Below are 19,114 nucleotides of genomic sequence, written 5' to 3' on the forward strand. Positions count from 1 at the left end.
TCCGATTTCGGCCGTTGTTACTCGTCTTCGGCCCGCCAGTCACCGATCCAGTCAGCGAAGCTCCCCTCGAGCAACGTCTCCGACTGCCGACTGACGTACTCGCGTTGCATCGTCGCGATCGCCTCCTCGAGGTCCGCACCGTCCTCGATGGCCTCCCGTACCTGTTCGTGTTTCCAGCTCGCGGGTGTCACCACCTGCCGGACGCGCCGCCGGAGCGGGTAGAGGTACTTCGCGGCGTCCTCTTCGCTCAGCCCGCGATTGGTCAAGCCGTCCTCGGCGTGGGCCAGCAGGTCCTCGTAGAGCGCGAGGCTGTCGGTAGTCTCCTTCCCGTCGTTGGTAATCCAGGTCATATCGGCCTCCAGTCCGTCGACCATCGCGGCGTAGAAGTTTTCTCGCGCGATCTGCCAGTCGAGTTCGACGACGGGGTGCTCGAGGCGGGTCAGGCTCTCCATCAGGCCGGCGAAGGCGGCGAGGAAGGCGACGGAATCGCGGACCGTGGGCTGAGCGGGGATCGGCCGGAACTCGATGCGAGCGTTGGCCGCGGAGCGGGTGGGACCGCCGAAGACCGGTCGAACCCACCGCCAGTAGGTGCCGTGTTTGCGGCTGAAGTGGGGGAACTGGTCGTCGAACCGTTCGCCCCCGTCGACCGGCATGGGGACGATGGTATCGTCGCCGGCGATTCGGTCGATCGCCTCGTCAACGGTCTCGAGATCGTGCGGGAAGCGGACCTTCCCTTCGCCCGTGGTGGGGTCGTTGAGTACGGTTTCGAAGACGCTGATGCGGTGTTCCATCCAGGCGTCCCGGAGGATCTCGTCGGCGCTCGCGTCATCGTCGTAGAGGTCGGCGGGGAAGAACGGGGAGTTGACACCGAGCGCGAGGAGCGGACCCGCGATCCGCAGCGCGTAGTTGAAGTAGTCGGGTAGATCGGGGGCGTGGGCGACCTGATAGTGGGGCTGAATCGACGTGATGAGACTCTCGGGCATCACGGTATCGCCCTGTAGCGAGACGTGCGGCGCTTCGATGCGCATTCCCGCGGACTCGGCCTGATCGGTGTTGGCCATCGCGTGATAGCGCGCGGAGTCGCTCATGTTCGTCGCGATCCGGATCATCCGGTCGTCGCCCTCCGGAGTGGTCGCCGTCCGCTCGACGCTGTCGGTGAGGTAGGTGCCAGCGTCCTCTCCCTCGGGCGGAATCGTCCAGAGGGCGTCGCTTACTAATCGCATCCGTTCGGAATCGGTGACGTTGAGCGCTGTCCGCAGGCGCGCCTTGACCTCCGACTCCTGCGCCGTCAGCCCGTGGGCGTTCAGTGGCTGCGGACTCGTCGTCATCTCCGCGTTGTGCAGCCCCAGTTCCTTCTCGAACCCGATCAATTCGAGCAGTCTGCGCGGGACCCGCCGCAGCGTACAGTCGTCGGCCTTGACCGCGTAGAACTCGTACTCGAGGCCGATGATGGCTTGCGGGTTGTCGAAGACCCCCTCCTCGACGGCGTCTTTGATCACCTCGGCGTCCGCCTCGGCTCGCTCGCGAAAGTCGACGGCGTCGACCCCCAACACGTCCGCAACCCGTGCGGCGAGTTCCTCTTCTGGCATACCTCCGAGTGAGTGGCCGACTGTCTTTAAAGCACGTCACTTGAGTGGGGATCCGCGAGTGGTCTCAGAACCGTTTTACCCCCCGCGACGATACACGTCGCCGATGGAGTTTGCCACGTTCGCCGACCGCGCCGGGACGATCGAGGCCGAACCCGCCGACCTCGAAGTCATCGCTCACGTTCGGGACCTACTCGCGGACGCCGGTTCCGACCTCGAGGTCGCAGCGCGCTTCGTTCAAGGGCGAGTGTTTCCGGCCTGGGATTCGACGACGCTGGATATCGGGCCGAGCGCGTGTTACGAGGCGATCGCCCGCGCCGCGGGGACGAACGTGAGCGCCGACGACGTCGAGGATCGACTCGCCGAGGTCGGGGAGATCGGCGACGTGGCTGCGAGCTACGACTTCGGCGGCCAGCAGGGGCTGGGTGCCTTCACCGGCGGTGGCACGGGTGGAACTGGGGGTGGAAGCGACGGCAACGGCGGCGATCTCACCGTTCGCGAGGTCTACAAAACGCTCGAGGACCTCGCGGCTGCCGAGGGGTCGGGTAGTCAAGACCGCAAGGTCGACCTGCTGTTCGGGCTGTTCAACCGCTGCTCGAGCGAGGAAGCGCGCTACCTCGCGCGCATCGTCCTCTCGGAGATGCGTATCGGCGTGGGAGAAGGGACCGTTCGGGATGCCATCGCCGACGCATTCGACGTCCCCAAGGATCGGGTCGAGCGCGCCCTGCAGGTCTCGAACGACTACGGGCAGGTCGCACGAATCGCCCGCGACGATGGGCTCGAGGGGCTGGACGCGATGAATCTCGAAGTGGGCCGTCCGGTTCAGGCGATGCTCGCCCAGGCGGGGACGGTGACGGACGCGCTCGAGGAGTGGGACGAAGCCGCCGTCGAGTGGAAGTACGACGGAGCACGGGTGCAGTTGCATTACGATCCGGTCGATTCCGGCGAGTCGATGGCTGAGGCCCGCGTCTTCTCGCGAAACATGGAGGAAGTCACCGACGCCCTCCCCGAAGTGGTCGAGTTCGCCGAGGCCCACCTCGAGGAATCCGCGATCCTCGACGGCGAAGTCGTCGCGATCGACGCAGAGGGGGCGCCGTTACCGTTCCAGGAGGTTCTCAAGCGGTTCCGGCGCAAACACGACGTCGCGAAGGCCCGAGAGGACGTCACGGTCCGGCCGGTCTTCTTCGACTGTCTGCACGCCGACGGGGACGACTTGCTCGCGGAGCCGCTGACGACGCGCCACGACCGGCTTCGGTCGGTGCTTGTCGACGCCGACGCTGACGCCGATTCCGTCGACGATGGCGATATCGAGGGCTTATCGCTGCTCTGGCGGACCGACGACCCCGACGAGATCGAGGCGATCGACGCCGAGGCCCTCGAGGCGGGCCACGAGGGGATCATGCTCAAGAACCCCGGCTCGACCTACTCGCCGGGCCGGCGCGGGAAGCACTGGCGAAAACGGAAACCCGACGTGGAGACGATAGACTGCGTCGTGACGGGTGCGGAGTGGGGCGAGGGGAGACGCGCGACCTTCCTCGGCACGTTCGAACTCGCCGTGCGCGCGGGCGAGGATCTCGAAACCGTCGGCAAGGTCGCGACCGGGATCACCGACGAGAAACTGGCGGAATTGACCGAGCTACTCGAGCCCCACATCGCCGCCGAGGACGGACAGGAGGTCGAGCTCGAGCCCGAGATCGTCTTCGAGGTCGGCTACGAGGAAATCCAGTCGTCGCCGACGTACTCCTCGGGCTACGCGCTGCGGTTCCCGCGCTTCGTGGGCGTTCGGCCTGACAAGGATCCGGCGGATGCGGATTCGCTCGAGCGGCTGGAACGACTGCAGAGCAACTAATCGTGAAGAGTTTCGGTCAGGACGTTGGACCGAATTCAGGCATCCTGTTCGTGGACCAGATCTGCGACGGTCGCACCCATGTCGATCACGCCCGCCTTCTCGAGGAGCGCTTCGAACTCGTCCGACTCGTAGTAGGCCAACAGCTCCTCGAGCCGATCGTCCGCGACCTCCTGTACGAGGACGAGCGTCGTCGGCTCCTCGTCCACGCGAAACACCCGCGTACCGAGCGAGCCGTGGGCCGCACGCGTCTCGGCGTTGGCCTCGTGGTGTCGTTCCCACCGCTCGTAGTCTTCGACTTCGTGGCGGGCGTGGATGTAAACCATTGGTCGCGGTATTGAGGTTCGGACCCTGTAAATGAGGGTGCTGTGTTCTGCCGTCGACGACGACTGCGATCTGCGACGGGGTTCGTAAACCGTCTCGAGTCGTTTCGAGTCGCCCGAGTGACAGGGTAGTGGCAGGTGTCTCGAGGGATTACGAAATCAGTGACGCGGGGGCCGTCGACTCGACTGGTGCTGTCTCGAGGATTCCACGGAAAAGCGTTCTGCTATCGCGGACACTAGGGATTTCCACGCCCTCCCCAGCCGACTCACTCGGTCACGTCGTTCCCTCGCTCGTCCCTCGCACGATTTCGAGCCGAGACTCGCTGTTTGCTCGTCACGGCTCCGCGTGCGCCACCGCAGGTTGACGGTCAGCTTCGAGCGACTCACCATATGTAAGCACCCTTAAGAGCCACGGGGAACAGGATTCGCGTATGCAACCGCGCGACCTGTCCGATCACGTCGCATACGAGGCGGGTCGAGGCATCGAGGAGGTCGCCCGCGAACTCGGGCGCGACCCCTCGGAGTTCATCAAACTCGCCTCGAACGAGAACCCGCACGGCCCCTCACCGGCCGCGGCGGTGGCCATCCGCGAGACGGCCTCGAGCGTAAATTCCTATCCGAAAGCGGCTCACGCCGACCTCACGAGCGCCGTCGCCGACCGCTGGGGAGTCGTCGACGAGCAAGTCTGGCTGGCCAACGGCGGCGACGGGGCGATCGATTACCTCCACCGAGCGGCCCTCGAGCCGGGGGACGACGTGCTCGTCCCATCGCCCGGCTTCGCCTATTACGGAATGAGTTCCCGCTTCCACCACGGCGACGTTCGGGGGTACTCCCTTTCCCGAGACGAGGACTTCGAGCAAGACGCAGAGATGGTGCTCGAGGCCTACGACGGCGAGCGGGTGATCTGGATCACCAGCCCGCACAACCCGACCGGCTCGACGATGCCGCTGGCGGAGCTCGAGCGACTCGCCGACGAAACCGGCGACGAGACGCTGATCGCCGTCGACGAGGCCTACGGCGAGTTCGCCGACCGCGACAGCGCCATCGCGCTCGTCGAGGGGCGCGACGGGTTCGAGGCCCGCGACGACGTCGCGATCCTCCGGACGTTCTCGAAAGCCTACGGGCTCGCCGGCGTTCGACTCGGCTACGCCGTCGTCCCCGCGGAGTGGAGCGAGGCCTACACCCGCGTGAACACGCCGTTCGCGGCGAGCGAACTCGCCTGCCGGGCCGGCCTCGCGGCCGTCGACGACGACGAACACGTCGTGCGAACCGTCGAGACGACCCGCGAGTCACGAGCGTACATGCGCGAGAACATCGACGCCCATGTCTGGCAGAGCGAGGGTAACTTCGTCCTCGCCGCCGTCGGGGACGCCTCGGCCGTCGCCGAGGAAATGCAGGAGCGCGGGGTCATCGTTCGGGACTGCTCGAGTTTCGGCCTGCCGGGCTGTATCCGCATCACCTGCGGGACCGAAGACGAGACCGAACGCGCCGTTGCAACGCTCAACGCCGTCCTCGAGGACCTCGACCTCGAGACGGAACCGATGGACGGGTTCGAGGATCCGGACGCGGAGGTCGCCGATTCATGAGAGTCGCCGTCACCGGTACCCCGGGCACTGGAAAGACGACCGCGACCGACTATTTCGAGACTCACTCGACGGCCGCAGACGGGACGGTGGACGATGAGCCCACCCCGGATCTCGAGGTGATCCATCTCAATCGGGTGCTCGAAGACGAAGAACTCTACACCGAAGTCGACGCCGACCGTGAGAGCAAGGTCGCCGACCTCGAGGCCCTGAGCGACTGGCTTGCAGGACGGGATGACGTCCTGATCGAATCGCACCTCGCCCACCACTTCGACGCCGACCGGGTCGTCGTGTTGCGGTGTCACCCGGCGACGCTCGAGGAGCGGCTGCTCGAGCGCGGCGAGACGGTAGCGAAAGCGAGGGAGAACGCCGAGAGCGAAGCGCTGGACGTGATCCTCTCGGAGGCGGTCGAGGAACACGGCCTCGAGTCGGTCTACGAGGTCGACACGACCGACCGCGATCCCGAAGCGGTCGCCGACGAACTCGAAGCGGTCGCCGCGGGCGAGCGCGACCCGAGCGCTGGCGAGGTCGACTTCGTGGGGTATCTCACGTGACGCTCGACAAGTTCCGGCCGTACGTCTCGCGGTTCCTCGACCCGTTCGTCAAGGGCTTCGACCGCGTCGGCATGACGCCGAATGGCGTGAGCGTGATCGCGTTCGGGATGGCCGTTCTGGCCGCGGTGGCGTTCGCACTCGGCGGGCTCGAGGACCCGATCTGGTACGTCGCGGCGGCGGTGCTCGTCTTCCTGAACGGCTGGCTGGATATCGTCGACGGCGCGCTCGCACGCGAGCAAGAGGTCGCCTCGGCCGGCGGCGACCTGCTCGATCACGTCCTCGACCGGTACGCGGACATCGTCGTCATCGCGGGGCTGGCCGCGGGGGTCGAGGACTACCTGCTCGGATTTCTCGCCGTCACGGGCGTCGTGATGACGTCGTATCTGGGCACGCAGGCCCAGGCGGTCGGCCTCGATCGAGTCTACGGCGGGCTCGTCGGCCGGGCGGACCGCCTCGCGATCATCGGCGTCGCCGGCTTCCTGGCGTACCCGCTGGCGGGAACGACGCCGGGCGGATTCTCGCTCGTGGGCTGGCTGCTCGTCTTCCTCGCGGTCGTCGGCCATCTGACCGCGCTCCAGCGCTTCTATTACTCCTGGGCAGCCCTCGAGTAATCCCCGTTTCCGTCCGCTAACTGGGGGTTTCTACGGGCTGAAACCACGCCGCATACTTTATCCCTCACCGCGATATAGGAATCGACATGGTTCAGTGCGAGATGTGTGGGGCCGAGACGTCGTCCCCGAACACCATCAAAGTCGAGGGCGCGAAGCTAGACGTGTGTTCGAATTGCACGGATTTCGGCACTGAAGTCAAAGACACGTCGAGTTCGAGCGGGTCGACGAAGTACTCGACCGGCTCGAGTTCGTCCTCGTCCGGTGGGGGCGGCCAGTCGTCGGGATCGAGTGCGAGTTCATCGAGTTCGGGCGGCTCGAGCCAGCGCCGCTCGGACATGTTCGACGACATGGACGAGCTCGCGACCGATTACGACGACCGCGTCCGCAACGCCCGCGAGAACGAGGGCCTCAGTCAGTCGGATCTCGCGAACGAACTCAACGAGAAGGCCAGTCTGATCCGCAAGATCGAACGCGGAGATACGCTCCCGAGCGACGAGGTCCAGTCCAAACTCGAGAACTTCCTCGAGATTTCCCTGAGCGCCGAGGGAAGCTCCGGCGACGATTCGGAGTGGTCGGGTGGCTCCTCGTCCGGGAGTTACACGCTCGGTGACGTGGTCAAGCGCAAGGACTGAGGCCGATCGTCGGGTCCGTCCTCGATAGCGTCCCCGACTCGCAAGCTATTTCTTACCTGCGAGTGGGGTTGCCGATATGTTCGTCCTCGTTAACCTGAAGACGTATCCGTGTGATCCAGTCGACGTTGCGGCCGCCGTCCGCGACGTCAACGAAACCACTGACGCCCGTCTGGCCGTCGCGCCGCAGGCGGCACACATAGAGCGCGTCGCCGAGACGGGTGCGGAGACCTGGGCCCAGCACGTCGACTCGATCGAGCACGGGAGCAACACCGGCCACACCCTTGCCGAGAGCGTCGCGGACGCTGGCGCGGCCGGAACACTCATCAATCACTCCGAGCGACGGCTGAAACTGGCCGACATCGACGGCGCAGTCCGGGCGGCCGAACGGGCGGATCTCGAGACGGTCGTCTGTGCGAACAACCCGGCCCAGATCGGTGCGGCCGCGGCGCTGGGCCCCGATGCCGTCGCCGTCGAACCGCCGGCACTCATCGGAACCGGAACGCCGGTGAGCCAGGCCGACCCGGAGGTCGTCGAAGGCGCCGTCGAAGCAGCGTCGAACGTCGACTCCGAGGTGTCGGTCCTCTGTGGCGCCGGTATCAGTACGGGGGACGACGTCGTCGCGGCCGGCGAACTCGGCGCCGAGGGCGTTCTGCTCGCCAGCGGCGTCGCGAAGGCGGACGACCCGAAAGCGGCACTCGAGGACCTGGTCGAACCGCTCTGAGCCGGGTACCGACGCCGACCGACGGTGCGGACGTCGTGCCGACCGACTTTTCTCGGTTCCCGTCGAACGTGACCGTATGACTGACGAAGGGGCCGATACTGAGAGCGAGACCGACGTCGACGGCGGGACCGACGCGGAGGAGCGACCCGTGGGCGTCGCGCTCGAGAACAGGCTGATGAGCCACGGCTACTACGTCACGTCGTTCACCTGGATGGACGACGAGGCAGCCGAGACGACCGGGGACGGAACCGTAGCGGAGACCGAACAGCGCGGAGTGACACCCGAAGACGGGGCCGGAATCGAACTCGAGTACGAAGCCGTCACGGACGCGCCGGGTGTGACGAGCAACGAGGTCGGAGCCGTCCTCCGAACGCTGTTGGGGATCGGCGAGGAACGGGAGTGGACGCCCGGTCGACTCGAAGTGACGTCGGTAACGACCGACGGCGACGTCCGGGGCTGGTGGTACGTCGAACGCGAGTGGTTCGACCGGCTCGGTGACGACCTCTCGCAGGTCGAATTTTCCGAACGCGTTCTGACAACCGTAAAACATCACCAGAGCGAATGAGAGCGGCAATAAATACGAAAGAGAGGTAGATTAATAATGGCTCACAAACCTGCTTATCGTAGACGACTCAATGACCGGAGAACAGGTGTACGTTTCTCACGCGCCCGGCGACCTCGAACTCGTCCAGGATCTGTTCTCGACGGTCAAGAACTTCCCGTTCGGCGTCCACATCGCCCTCGAGGAGATCGAGTCCGGCCGGTCGCGAACGCGACTCGAGGGGCGACTCGCCAACAGTGACGTCGTCGTCGCAGTGCTAACGGAAGACGCGGCCGACAACCGGTGGATCAATCAGGAGATCGGATACGCGGTGGCCAAGGGCATCCCCGTCTTGCCGCTTCACGACGAGGATCGCAACCGCCGCGGGTTCATCGGCGACGTCGAGGGCGTAGCGATCGATCGAAACAATCTCACGTTTACGATTTTCAACCTGCTGTGTCGACTCCGGAGCGAGCTCGCCCCGCTGGGCGCACTGTCGGTCCCGAACTGGTACATTCGATTCCCGTGTACGGTCCCCGACTGTGACCAGCCGGTGACGCTCGAACTCGAGCAGGGACAGACGAAACTCTGGAAACTCCACAGCCACGGCAAACACCTGACGACGTCGTGTGCGGTCTGTGGCTCGAGGTACTACTTCAACCCGGCGACGATCGGCTTTGTCGGCCGCGAGGACGGCGTGACCGCTCAGTCGTCCTCTCGGAGCCGCTCGTAGGCCTTATTTACGAGTTTGAACGCCGATTTGCTCCCGCTTTCCCGGTCCGGATGGGCGCGTTTCACTTGCTCGTGAAACGCCTCGCGGATCGCGCCGTCGCTCGCGTTCGCATCGACGCCGAGTACCTCGCGGGCTCGCGTCTCTCGCATGGCCACGTCGGCGACGATTCCCTTCTCTTCGGCGTCGGCCTTGCAGTCGGAGCAGAGCTTCTCCGTCCGTTCGTCGATCGTGGTGATCCGAAAGAGTTCCTCGGAGACCCACTCCCGACACTGGCCACAGAGGGTTTTGTCCGCGTCAGTGTCGGGAGTGGCGGAGTGGTTCGACTCGTCCGTCGCGGTCCATCTGGTAGCGGTCCGGTCGGAGTCGCGCGTCGCGTTCGAACCGGTAGCAGCACCTGCTGTACTGTCTCCGGCGGCCGCGTCGTCACCGTCACCAGCCGGGGCTTCGGCTGCACACTCCGGACAACAGGTCAGTACGGTCCCGTCTTCGAGCACCACGTCCTCGAGTTCTTCCGTGAGATAGGTGCCGGTACAGCCGTCGCAGGCGTCCCGCCGCTGGTCGAGCGAGTTCTCGTTCCGCGCGGTCGCTCTGGCGTGGGGCTCACAGTCCGGACAGCACACGACCTGTTCGCCGTCCGGCATCGTCACTGGTGTCAGCTCCTCGAACGCAACCATTCGGCCGCACCCGTCGCAGTCGACACGATGTTCGCTGACCACAGCCATCACGCGTTCGGTTCGAGGTGGTCGTATATTAGTTCTTCTTCTGACAGTCGTGGAGCGATTCGTATCGTGGCTCCCGCGATGGCAATCGAATACGGACCGGTGTGTGGTTCCCTCTCGGACGATGGAACGTGAGACGTGCGGTTGTCGACGCGGACCACGGCTCGTCACTGGTCGATCTCGTTCCCACTGATCGGGCAGAACCGAGACATCAATAGGACCCCCGTACCGAGGGTCGGGTATGGACACCGCAGTTCAGACCGGGGTCCGTGACAGCGTGCCCGACAGTCATCGTGTCGCCGCCGGGATCGTCGACGTCGTCCTCGTTGCTGGGATGGTCCTCTACGGGTACATCGACCACGGAGGCGATCCGATCGCCGATCCGCTCGGATCCCTCGAGACGATCGTACCGTTCGTCGTCGGCTGGCTCGCCGTTGCACTGCTCGCGGGAGTGTACACGCTCGACAGTCCACTGAGCGGTCACGGCCTTCGCCTGACGGTCGTTGCCTGGATCGCGGCTGCCAACGTCGGACTCATGATCAGGGGATCACCGTTGTTCGTCGGCGGGACGACGTGGCCGTTCCCGGTCGTCATAACCGCCTCCGTTCTGGTCGTACTGGTGGGATGGCGACTCTGCTATTCGTTGCTCTTCTCCGCGACGGAGTAACCCGTCTCGCCGCCGATCGAAACCGGAACGCATACTGGTTCTGACTCATACGAAATGTTTTATTTGGGCGCGGTTCTCCCGTTTGGCGATTAACGACACCCAAACCGATTGATACCACCTAGATCTCAGTCGACCTGACGATTCAGAACGAAAAATATCGCTTTCCGTAGCAAAACATCTCTCTCATAAGTTATGAGAATCAATTGGATAGGATATCAGTTAGAAACTCATCTACCACGAGCCGATTATGGGAAACACTTATATGGGAATTCCTCCTACTATAGGTTAGATTATGACTGGATATTACGACATTGTTCTCGGCCTCATCCCAGTCGCACTGATCGGTATCACCGCAGCCCTGATGACCGTGGGAATCTCGCTGACTGCGGCGGTACCGCTCGGTTCGCTCGTCGCGATGGGAATCATCGGTCACGCGATGTTCGTCAATACGCCAGCAGACACCGCCGACGAGCCTCGGTCCGCGCGGCCGCCGATGAACGCCGACTGATCGCCAGTCCTCCCCTTCGATCCCTGCTTTCGGTTCCTTTTGCCGTCTCCGATTCGTGCTATCCGCCGTGACTGACACCCTATTCCTGTCCAGTGACGCCGTCGCCGACCTCGCGACTCCGGCCGAATACGTCGACGCCGTCCGGGAGAGGTATCGCCAGCATATATCGCTAGCAGGGGTAGCTGTTTCCATGGCTCATTCCCCAGAGATGCCGGAGAAGTACGTCTGTACGGCCTGTCAGACGATGCACGCCGGTACGGTCTCCGTACGGACCGATAGCGGTCACCAGTACGAAGCACCCGCAACGTGTGGGTGCTGTGGCGACACCGAGTTGATTCCCGAAAAGCGGTGGCCGCATTTCACGCCGTAACTGTGCTCGCCCGGTATCGACGGGAGTCGACGAACGGGTTCGCAATGGATGGTCGGCCAGTGGCCGATACGATCGTGGTGTATCCAATGATTTCACTCCGAGACGAGTCTCAATCGTCGCGGTGCTGAAAACCCGTTTCCGACGGCTCGGACTCGAGCCCGCTACTCGCTCACGGGCCGGACCTTGAACCCGTACCGCGTGACGCCTTCCTGGGTGTAGATCCGGCGGATCGTCGTCTCGATCCGGTCGCCCACGCCGAAGTCGGCGGGATCCGCGTCGGTTCCCATCGCGGGGGCGCTGACGGTCTCGTCGCCGTCGTCGGTTTCGAGCGCGACGATGGCTGCCGCGTAGTCGCCAGATCGGGCCTGCTGCTCGGCGAACTCCGGCGGCGCGCCGCCCTGCGAGATCGTCGTGACGGCCTCGATCGTTCCCTCGCCCGCGAGTTCGACGGGCTCGTACTCCGTGAGCGCGCCGCACTCGTCGCAGGCACCTTCCGGCGGAAACGAGAGGGTACCGCACTCGGAACACCGCCCGGCCTCGAGCCGGTAGCGCTGGGGAATCGAGCGCCGCCAGGAGGGGACGCTGACGTACGCGCCACCACCCGAGGGCGGACCCGTGGTCACGACGCCACGCTGGCGCAGGTACTCGGCGTAGGAAAGCGGGTCGTCGCCTTCGAGTGCGGTCTCCGTCGGCACGTCGCCGTCGGACTCGATGACCAGTGCGTCGGCACCCGCGCCGCTGCCGTGGGAAACGCCGAGGACGGAGTCGTAGCCGTCTGCCAGTGCCCGCGCGAGCGACAGTGGCACGCTCGCGGCGCCGAGATCGCCCAGTTCGTGGACCGTCGCGGCCGCCTGAATTTCGTCGGTGCCGACGCCGGCAGCGCCCGCTGCGCGGTACGGGAGCTTACCATCGGGGGCCTGAATTGCGACGGCTTCGGGGTCGGGTTCGACCTCGAGACCGTCGACCGCCCCGCCAATCGTCTCGGTGAACGCCTGCCGGTCGTACTGAGTGACGCCCAGTCCCTGCGTCTCGTCCTCGCCGGTGGTCCGGAATCGAGTCCCCGGATACGGTGCCGCGTACTCGGCGCGGTCAGTGATTTCGGCCGCCCCCTCGCGCTCGAGGACGAACGCCGCGGCACCCGCGCCGGCGGCGTGGTCCATTCCGTCGTCGGGGTCGCCCTTCGGCGCGTCGGCCGCGACGACGAGCGCGGTCGTCGAGTCGGCCTCGAGCGCGTCCAGCCCGGCCCAGAGCGCGCGTGTCCCGGCGCGCGTACTGCCCGCGAAGACCTGTCGGGTAGCCGACTCCGAGAGGGCGAGCATCGCGCCCAGTCTGGCCGTGGGGTCCTCCTCGGCCTCCGGCGGTCGCGAGGACGCGAACGCGACCCAGTCGATTTCGGTGGGCTCGGTTTCCGCCGCCTCGAGCGCGCGGGTCGCCGCTTCGTAGCCCATCGTCAGGGTGTCTTCGTCGGCCGAGGGAACGGCCTTCTCGGTCACGCCGGCGGCGTGGAACTGGCCCCACGCCTCTTCGAACGCCTCTGCGCTGATACGGAACCGGGGCGCGTACGCGCCGACGCCGGTGATCGCGCTCATGCGTCCACCCCCGATTCCTTCTCGAAAATATGAACGACGGCGGCACCACCGCTGCCACCCACGTTGTGTGTCAGCCCGCGCGTTGGGGCCTCGACCTGTCGCTCGCCCGCCTTGCCGGAAAGCTGTTTGTAGGTCTCGACGACCTGGCCGGCACCCGTCGCGCCGATGGGGTGGCCCTTGGACTTGAGCCCGCCGGAGGTGTTGACCGGGAGCTCGCCGCCCAATTCGGTCGCACCCGATTCGATGAGGTCACCGGCTTCGCCTCTCTCGCAGAAGCCGAGATCCTCGTACGCCAGCAGTTCCGCGATGGCGAAGCAGTCGTGGACCTCCGCGAAGTCCAGTTCGTCGGGTTCGACGTCGGCCATCTCGTAGGCGGACTCGGCCGCACGCTGGCTCGCGGGGACGCCGGTGTAGGTGTCGCGCTGGAAGAGGCCGACGGTGTCGCTGCCGGCGCCGACGCCGGCGATCCGGATCGGATCGTCCGTGTAGTCGTCGACGACGTCCTCGCTGACGATCAGCGCACAGGCCGCGCCGTCGGAGGTCGGACAGCAGTGATAGAGGTTGAGCGGGTCCGCGACGACCGGAGCGGACTGCGCGTCCTCGAGCGAACACTCGAACCCGAGCTGCGCGTGGGGGTTTTTCGCGCCGTTCGCGTGGTTCTTGACGGCGACTCGAGAGAGGTGCTCGCGCGTCGTGCCGTACCGTTCCATGTGGACGCTGGCCATCTGGGCGTAGACGCCCGAGAACGTGGTCCCGGAGAGCCGCTCCCACTCGGTCTCTCCGGAGACGCCGAGCCAGTACTTCGTCGCGTCCGAGCTCATGTCGGACATAATCTCGAAGCCGCCCGCGAGGACGACGTCGGCCATCCCGGATTTGACGGCCTGGACGGCCTGTCTGACGGCGAACCCGCTGGCCGCACAGGCGTTTTCGACCCGAGTACAGGGGACGCCGTCGAGACCGACGTGTTCGGTTACTGCCGGCCCGGAGAGGCCGAGTTGCCGGCCGCCGACGCCGAGGTTGCCGACGAACGCTTCGTCGACGTCCGCGGCCTCGAGTCCGTTCGGAACGCTGTCCGTCGCCGCTTCGAACGCCGTGCGGAACAGTGACCGGTAGCTCTCCGACGGGAACGCCCCGTAATCCGACTGTCCCGCACCGACGAGATAGGCGTCTCGCATACTCTCCCCTCGGATGGCCGGTGTGAAATAACTGTACACTCGATAACGATCGTTCATTGCAGATCGCTAACTCGACGGCGACCGAGATGCCGACAGCGGTCCGGAACGGGGACCGAGCGCGACCGGAACTGGTCAGTACCGCGACCGACCGCGACGACATTCAGCGCTACTGAGATACGACGCGGGATTCAAGCGGCTCGTCCGCGTATCTCGGGTATGTCACGTGCGGACGAACTCGTGTCCGTTCTCGAGCGGACCGACTCGCTGGCGATCGTCTGCCACGACAACCCCGATCCGGACTGTCTCGCCAGCGCGCTCGCACTCGAGGCGATCGCCCGCGAGTACGAGGTCGAGGACGTGACGATAACCTACGGCGGCGAGATCTCCCACCAGCAAAACCGCGCGTTCGTCAACTTGCTCGAGATCAGTCTCCAGACGCTATCGAAAACGACGATCGAGGACTACGACAGCGTGGGGTTCGTGGACCACACCAGACCGGGGGCGAACACCGAAGTGCCGGCGAGTATTACCCCCGACGTCGTCGTCGATCACCATCCCGGCGAGTCGGCTAACGCAGCGTTCGAGGACGTTCGCGACGGGTACGGCGCGACGGCGACCATCTTCATCGAGTATCTCCAGGAACTCGATGTCGATCTGACGACGCGACTCGCCTCCGCGTTGCTCTTCGCGCTCCATCGCGAGCGTCTGGACTTCGTTCGCGAACCCACGCGTCGCGAGTACGAGGCCGCGCTCGCGGTCTACCCCGACGCGGAACTCGAGATCCTCGAGCAACTGTACGGCAGCGCGTTTTCCCCGGGGACGCTCGACGCGATCGGCCGCGCGATCGCCAGCCGGCAGCGCCGGGGCTCGTCGCTCGTCGCGAGCGTCGGCGAGACCGGGGAGACGGACGCGCTTCCCCAGGCTGCGGACTACCTGCTCAACCTGGAGGGCGTTGACACGGTGTTGGTCTACGGGATCGTCGAAGACGCCATCCGTCTCAGCGGTCGCTCGATCGACCCGCGGGTCAACATGGGCGAAACGCTCGAAGAGGGCTTCGACGAACTCGGCCCAGTCGGCGGCCACCACGACATGGCCGGCGGCCGGATCGAACTCGGCCTCTTCGCGGACCACGGCGACGACGACGACGAACTGCTCACGTTCATCGGGGGGAGGATCACTCGTCGCTTCTTCGACGCGCTGAACCTCGACGATTGAGCGCGGACTCGATCGACCGGCGCGACAGAGGGCTCGCTACTCGATGTCGATCGAGCGCGCCTCCTCGCTCGACTCGCGTTTTGGGAGGTGGATCGTCAGAATCCCGTTGTTGACGCTGGCCGCCACCTCGTCGACGTCGACGGGGTCCGGCAGCCGAAGTTGGCGGCTGAACGATTGCGTCTTCCGCTCGCGGCGGATGTAGTTCTCCTCGTCGCCGCCCTCCTGCTCGTGCTCTCGTTCGCCCGAAACGGCCAGCGTGTCGCCGCGGAGCCGCAACTCGAGATCGTCGCTTTCGTACCCGGGAACGTCGATCGTGACGACGAACTCGTCGCCTTCGTCCGCGAGGTCCAGGCTCGTCTCCGAACCACCCATCGAGAGATCGAGTTGGCTCCGATTGTCGACTTGCGTTTCCCACGACCGGGCCGCCGTTTCGATCTGGCGGTTCAGTCTGTCGAGTAGTTCGTCGATACCGTCGAACGGACGGGGGCGGTCTGCCATGCTATCACCTACCGGACATACGGCGTCGATAGCGAAAAAGGCCACTCCCCGTCGGACTGACGATCCGTCATACTAATCCGTTCGAGCGTAAATTTCCGGCAGTACTGGGTGAAAGGCTGGTCGTTTTTACGCTCCCGCTCGTAGGACCGAGCGTGACTGACGCACTATTCGTAGTCAGCGAAGAGGGGTATTGGGGAGAAGAATGCGTCGAGCCGCTCGAGACGCTGTCGGACGCTGGCGTCGAGATCACGGTCGCGACGCCGTCGGGGAGTCCGCCGGTGATCGACGAGCGATCGCTCGACCCCGAGCAGGTCGACGAGGAGACCATCGAACGCGTCCGGGACGCTCACGAGAACGACGAGCGGCTGAACGATCCGATTCCGGTCGCACAAGCTGACGCCGAGGGGTACGACGCCGTCGTCCTCCCCGGCGGTCACGGCACCGCCTGGGACATCAATCAGGACAAACACGTCCGCCAGCTGCTCCGCGATATCGTCGAAGGCGACGGCAAGGCGCTCGTCGTCTGCCACGCCGTCGGTGTCCTCGGGTTCGCCCGGGACAGCCACGGCGCGTTCATCGTCAACGGTCGCGACGTGACCGGCTTCCCCAACGAGTGGGAGGAAGGCATCGTCGACGAGGCCGACCGCATGCCCGACGGCCGCAAACTGCCCTACTGGACCGAGGAGGAAGTGAAAGCGGCCGGCGGGAACTGGGACGCCGAACTCGACGCCGCCACCAGCGTCACCGTCGACGGCGACCTCATCACCGCGCGCGGCCCCGGCTCCTCGAGCGCAGCGGCCGACACGCTGCTCGAGGAACTCGGCATCGAGGCCGAAGCCTGATCTGACGGCGGATCGATTCGGTTCCGATCGCGGCTCTTCGATTCGTTCGTCCCGCACCACGAACGGACGTCGCTATCTGACGAGAGACTGCATCTACGGGCCGCCTTCGTCCGGCGGCAAGCTCCTCGTCGGCGTCCGTCTGAGCGCTCGTTTCCGGTGTCTCTTCATTTCAGAAATGTGACGTCCCGAATGCTATTTCTATCTGGTCGTGTTGGGCGCACCACATGACGGCAATACGAACGCGGGGACTCACGAAACGCTACGGGTCCGGCGACGACGCCGTCGTGGCGCTCGAGGATCTCGACCTCGAGGTCGCCGAAGGCGAAGTGTTCGGCTTTCTCGGGCCGAACGGGGCCGGCAAAACGACGACGATCGACCTGCTACTGGACTTCGTTCGACCGACCGAGGGAGCCGCGACCGTCCTCGGTTACGATACGCAAGAAGAGACGGACGCAGTCCGCGATCGCGTGGGCGTCCTCCCGGAGGGGTTCGATCTCTGGCACCGCTCGTCGGGCTACCGCCACCTCGAGTTCGCGATCGAGTCCCAGAACGGCGACGCCGATCCCGATGCCCTCCTGGAGCGGGTCGGACTCGACCGGACCGACGGGCGGCGGCCGGTCGGCGACTACTCCAAGGGAATGCTCCAGCGACTCGCCATGGCGATGGCGCTCGCGGGAGATCCGGCGGTGCTCGTCCTCGACGAACCGTCGGGCGGTCTCGACCCGCACGGGATCAGGACGATGCAGGAAATCGTTCGCGAGGAAGCCGAAACCGGGACGACCGTCTTCTTCTCGAGTCACATCCTCGGGCAGGTGGCTGCAGTCTGTGACCGGGTCGGCATCCTCGACGACGGCGAACTGGTCACCGTCGATACCATCGAGGGGCTCCGGGAATCGGCCGGCGTCGGGTCGCGACTCGTCCTCGAAACGGCCGGCGAACCCGAAGCGCCGGTCGACGATCTACCCAGGATCGAGGGCGTTACCGACGTCACTCGAGACGCTGACGGCCTGTACGTCTCCTACACCGATCCGCGCGCCAAGGCGACGGTCGTCCACCGCCTCGTCGAATCCGAAACGGCGGTCCTCGATTTCGATATCGAGGAGGCCACGCTCGAAGACCTGTTCGCGGCGTTTACCGGGACGGGAACCATCGCCGATCCCGATTCGGAGTCAACGACCGAGTCGGGCCCTGCGGGGGACGTGGTGATCGAAGACGAAGGCTCACTCGAAGCGGACACCGAGGAGGGAGACCGATGACCTGGACCGCGATAGCGCGCAAGGACTTCGAGGACGTCGTGCGCTCGCGGATGGTCTGGGGAATCACCGCAGTCTTCCTGCTCCTGATGGGGATCGTGACGCTCGGAGCGTCGTCACAGATCGACGATGCGAGCGCGACGGACGTGATTTTCTTCTTCACCAATATCGGCGGGCAACTGTTCGTCCCGATCATCGCGCTGGTCGTCGGCTACATGGCGATCGTCGGTGAACGCCAGTCCGGCAGCCTCCGGATCCTCTTCGGCCTCTCTCACAACCGCCGCGACGTCCTCGTCGGCAAACTCGCGAGTCGAACCGGCGTCATCGTCGTCGCGACGCTCGCGGCCTGTGCGTTCGCCGCCGCCCTGATGTTCGCCCTGTTCGGCTCGCTGCCCGTCCCCACGGTGCTGGGGTTCGTCGCCCTGACGCTCCTGCTCGGGGCCGCCTTCACCGCCATCGCGGTCGGCGTCTCGGCGATGACTGACACCCGAATGGGCGCGATGGGCGGTGCGATCGGCAGCTACATTCTGTTTACGATGCTGTGGCATCCGCTGATCGCCGGTCTCCACTACGCGCTCGAGGGGGAACTCGTCGGCGTCGAGGCACCGGCGTGGTACCTCTTCGCCCTCCGGCTGAACCCGCTCGAGTCTTACCGGCAGGCGATCGCCTCGATGATCGACGCGTACGTGCCGGCGCTGGTCGGCTGGGAAAACATCGTCGAGGACGTGCCAGCGGGGTCGTTCCAGGAAGCCACGCTCCTGACGTCGAACCGCGTCGCCGGAGACGTGCCGTTCTACCTGTCGGAGTGGTTCGCCCCCGTCGTGTTGCTGGCCTGGATCGTGGTCCCGATCGCGATCGGCTATCGACGCTTCGAACGGGCCGACCTGAACTAGCCCACCTCTCGATCTGTAGCACCCGACAGTGCGATGGCGCGCGCTGGACGGCGGTGAGCCACCGGCGAACCGCCGTGTAACTATGCGCGAGTAAATCGGTTGGGGAGGGTGTGGAAATCACGATAGCAGCCGCCTGAACGGGACGTCCACCGTCACCGTCTCTATCGAACCCACCTCGCGGAGGCTTTCCACTCCCGCTCGAGCAGCGTTCGATCACCTGCCGCGAATCAGTCCCTTTTTACACGCAGACGGGAA

General features: G+C 65.4%; 21 protein-coding genes. 15 read left to right on the forward strand and 6 right to left on the reverse strand.

From position 1 onward, the window contains the following. Positions 1-17 precede the first annotated feature (17 nt). Complete coding sequence (locus tag LDB05_RS03625) at positions 18-1,589, reverse strand: glutamate-cysteine ligase family protein (RefSeq protein ID WP_226006567.1); 1,572 nt, start codon at positions 1,587-1,589, stop codon at positions 18-20. A 103-nt stretch (positions 1,590-1,692) separates the two neighbouring features. Between LDB05_RS03625 and ligA the strand changes: the two genes are divergently transcribed. Beyond that, complete coding sequence (gene ligA / locus LDB05_RS03630; protein ID WP_226006568.1) at positions 1,693-3,435, forward strand: ATP-dependent DNA ligase LigA; 1,743 nt, start codon at positions 1,693-1,695, stop codon at positions 3,433-3,435. A gap of 35 nt (positions 3,436-3,470) precedes the next feature. Here the strand turns inward: ligA and LDB05_RS03635 are convergent, their stop codons facing one another. Beyond that, positions 3,471-3,758 (reverse strand): cyclase, encoded by a 288-nt coding sequence (locus LDB05_RS03635; protein WP_226006569.1) that lies wholly within the window; start codon positions 3,756-3,758, stop codon positions 3,471-3,473. 428 nt (positions 3,759-4,186) lie between these two features. On the opposite strand from LDB05_RS03635, the gene hisC reads away from it, so the two are divergent. From hisC to LDB05_RS03670, 7 genes are all read left to right on the forward strand, one after another. After that, on the forward strand, positions 4,187-5,341 hold the full coding sequence (hisC, locus tag LDB05_RS03640; protein WP_226006570.1) for a histidinol-phosphate transaminase: 1,155 nt from the start codon (positions 4,187-4,189) through the stop codon (positions 5,339-5,341). Next, on the forward strand, positions 5,338-5,892 hold the full coding sequence (locus LDB05_RS03645) for an adenylate kinase family protein (RefSeq protein ID WP_226006571.1): 555 nt from the start codon (positions 5,338-5,340) through the stop codon (positions 5,890-5,892). The genes hisC and LDB05_RS03645 overlap by 4 nt, the downstream gene beginning before the upstream one ends. Further along, a complete protein-coding gene (locus tag LDB05_RS03650; RefSeq protein ID WP_226006572.1) occupies positions 5,889-6,503 on the forward strand; it encodes a CDP-alcohol phosphatidyltransferase family protein in 615 nt (204 codons plus the stop codon). The genes LDB05_RS03645 and LDB05_RS03650 overlap by 4 nt, the downstream gene beginning before the upstream one ends. Positions 6,504-6,589: 86 nt before the next feature. Continuing rightward, entirely contained in the window at positions 6,590-7,135 is a 546-nt protein-coding gene (locus LDB05_RS03655) for a multiprotein bridging factor aMBF1 (protein ID WP_226006573.1), read from the forward strand. A 76-nt stretch (positions 7,136-7,211) separates the two neighbouring features. Beyond that, complete coding sequence (gene tpiA / locus LDB05_RS03660) at positions 7,212-7,856, forward strand: triose-phosphate isomerase (protein ID WP_226006574.1); 645 nt, start codon at positions 7,212-7,214, stop codon at positions 7,854-7,856. Between the two features lie 76 nt (positions 7,857-7,932). Continuing rightward, positions 7,933-8,421 carry a DUF8159 domain-containing protein gene (locus LDB05_RS03665; protein ID WP_226006575.1) on the forward strand — a complete coding sequence of 163 codons (489 nt, stop codon included), beginning with the start codon at positions 7,933-7,935 and terminating at the stop codon, positions 8,419-8,421. Positions 8,422-8,491: 70 nt separating this feature from the next. Next, positions 8,492-9,130, forward strand: coding sequence for a toll/interleukin-1 receptor domain-containing protein (locus LDB05_RS03670; protein ID WP_226006576.1), 639 nt, complete (start codon positions 8,492-8,494; stop codon positions 9,128-9,130). Here LDB05_RS03670 and LDB05_RS03675 read toward each other — a convergent pair. Next, positions 9,103-9,852, reverse strand: coding sequence for a J domain-containing protein (locus LDB05_RS03675; protein WP_226006577.1), 750 nt, complete (start codon positions 9,850-9,852; stop codon positions 9,103-9,105). The two genes, LDB05_RS03670 and LDB05_RS03675, sit on opposite strands and share 28 nt — an antisense overlap. A gap of 238 nt (positions 9,853-10,090) precedes the next feature. Between LDB05_RS03675 and LDB05_RS03680 the strand changes: the two genes are divergently transcribed. The 3 genes from LDB05_RS03680 to LDB05_RS03690 all read left to right on the forward strand — a co-directional run bounded on the left by LDB05_RS03680 (position 10,091) and on the right by LDB05_RS03690 (position 11,394). Then, positions 10,091-10,516, forward strand: a complete 426-nt coding sequence (locus LDB05_RS03680; RefSeq protein WP_226006578.1) for a DUF3054 domain-containing protein — start codon at positions 10,091-10,093, stop codon at positions 10,514-10,516. 292 nt (positions 10,517-10,808) lie between these two features. Next, the gene (locus LDB05_RS03685) at positions 10,809-11,024 is read left to right on the forward strand and encodes a DUF8015 family protein (protein ID WP_226006579.1); all 216 of its coding nucleotides are present in this window, start codon (positions 10,809-10,811) and stop codon (positions 11,022-11,024) included. Positions 11,025-11,214: 190 nt separating this feature from the next. Next, a complete protein-coding gene (locus LDB05_RS03690) occupies positions 11,215-11,394 on the forward strand; it encodes a hypothetical protein (RefSeq protein ID WP_226006580.1) in 180 nt (59 codons plus the stop codon). A gap of 161 nt (positions 11,395-11,555) precedes the next feature. Here the strand turns inward: LDB05_RS03690 and LDB05_RS03695 are convergent, their stop codons facing one another. After that, positions 11,556-12,983 carry a zinc ribbon domain-containing protein gene (locus LDB05_RS03695; RefSeq protein WP_226006581.1) on the reverse strand — a complete coding sequence of 476 codons (1,428 nt, stop codon included), beginning with the start codon at positions 12,981-12,983 and terminating at the stop codon, positions 11,556-11,558. Beyond that, positions 12,980-14,158 (reverse strand): thiolase domain-containing protein, encoded by a 1,179-nt coding sequence (locus LDB05_RS03700; RefSeq protein WP_226006582.1) that lies wholly within the window; start codon positions 14,156-14,158, stop codon positions 12,980-12,982. Before LDB05_RS03700 ends, LDB05_RS03695 begins: the two co-directional genes overlap by 4 nt. A 216-nt stretch (positions 14,159-14,374) precedes the next feature. Here LDB05_RS03700 and LDB05_RS03705 point away from each other — a divergent pair, with 216 nt between their 5' ends. Beyond that, a complete protein-coding gene (locus tag LDB05_RS03705; protein WP_226006583.1) occupies positions 14,375-15,373 on the forward strand; it encodes a DHH family phosphoesterase in 999 nt (332 codons plus the stop codon). Positions 15,374-15,409: 36 nt separating this feature from the next. Here the strand turns inward: LDB05_RS03705 and LDB05_RS03710 are convergent, their stop codons facing one another. After that, entirely contained in the window at positions 15,410-15,871 is a 462-nt protein-coding gene (locus tag LDB05_RS03710) for an Hsp20/alpha crystallin family protein (protein WP_226006584.1), read from the reverse strand. A 152-nt stretch (positions 15,872-16,023) separates the two neighbouring features. Between LDB05_RS03710 and LDB05_RS03715 the strand changes: the two genes are divergently transcribed. From LDB05_RS03715 to LDB05_RS03725, 3 genes are all read left to right on the forward strand, one after another. After that, positions 16,024-16,713: a type 1 glutamine amidotransferase domain-containing protein gene (locus LDB05_RS03715; RefSeq protein ID WP_226006585.1), complete on the forward strand. Its 690-nt coding sequence runs from the start codon at positions 16,024-16,026 to the stop codon at positions 16,711-16,713. 224 nt (positions 16,714-16,937) lie between these two features. Next, on the forward strand, positions 16,938-17,969 hold the full coding sequence (locus LDB05_RS03720) for an ABC transporter ATP-binding protein (protein ID WP_226006586.1): 1,032 nt from the start codon (positions 16,938-16,940) through the stop codon (positions 17,967-17,969). Continuing rightward, the gene (locus LDB05_RS03725) at positions 17,966-18,859 is read left to right on the forward strand and encodes an ABC transporter permease subunit (protein WP_226006587.1); all 894 of its coding nucleotides are present in this window, start codon (positions 17,966-17,968) and stop codon (positions 18,857-18,859) included. Before LDB05_RS03720 ends, LDB05_RS03725 begins: the two co-directional genes overlap by 4 nt. The last annotated feature ends 255 nt before the right edge of the window (positions 18,860-19,114 follow it).

This window comes from Natrinema salinisoli, assembly GCF_020405205.1.
Taxonomy (GTDB): domain Archaea; phylum Halobacteriota; class Halobacteria; order Halobacteriales; family Natrialbaceae; genus Natrinema; species Natrinema salinisoli.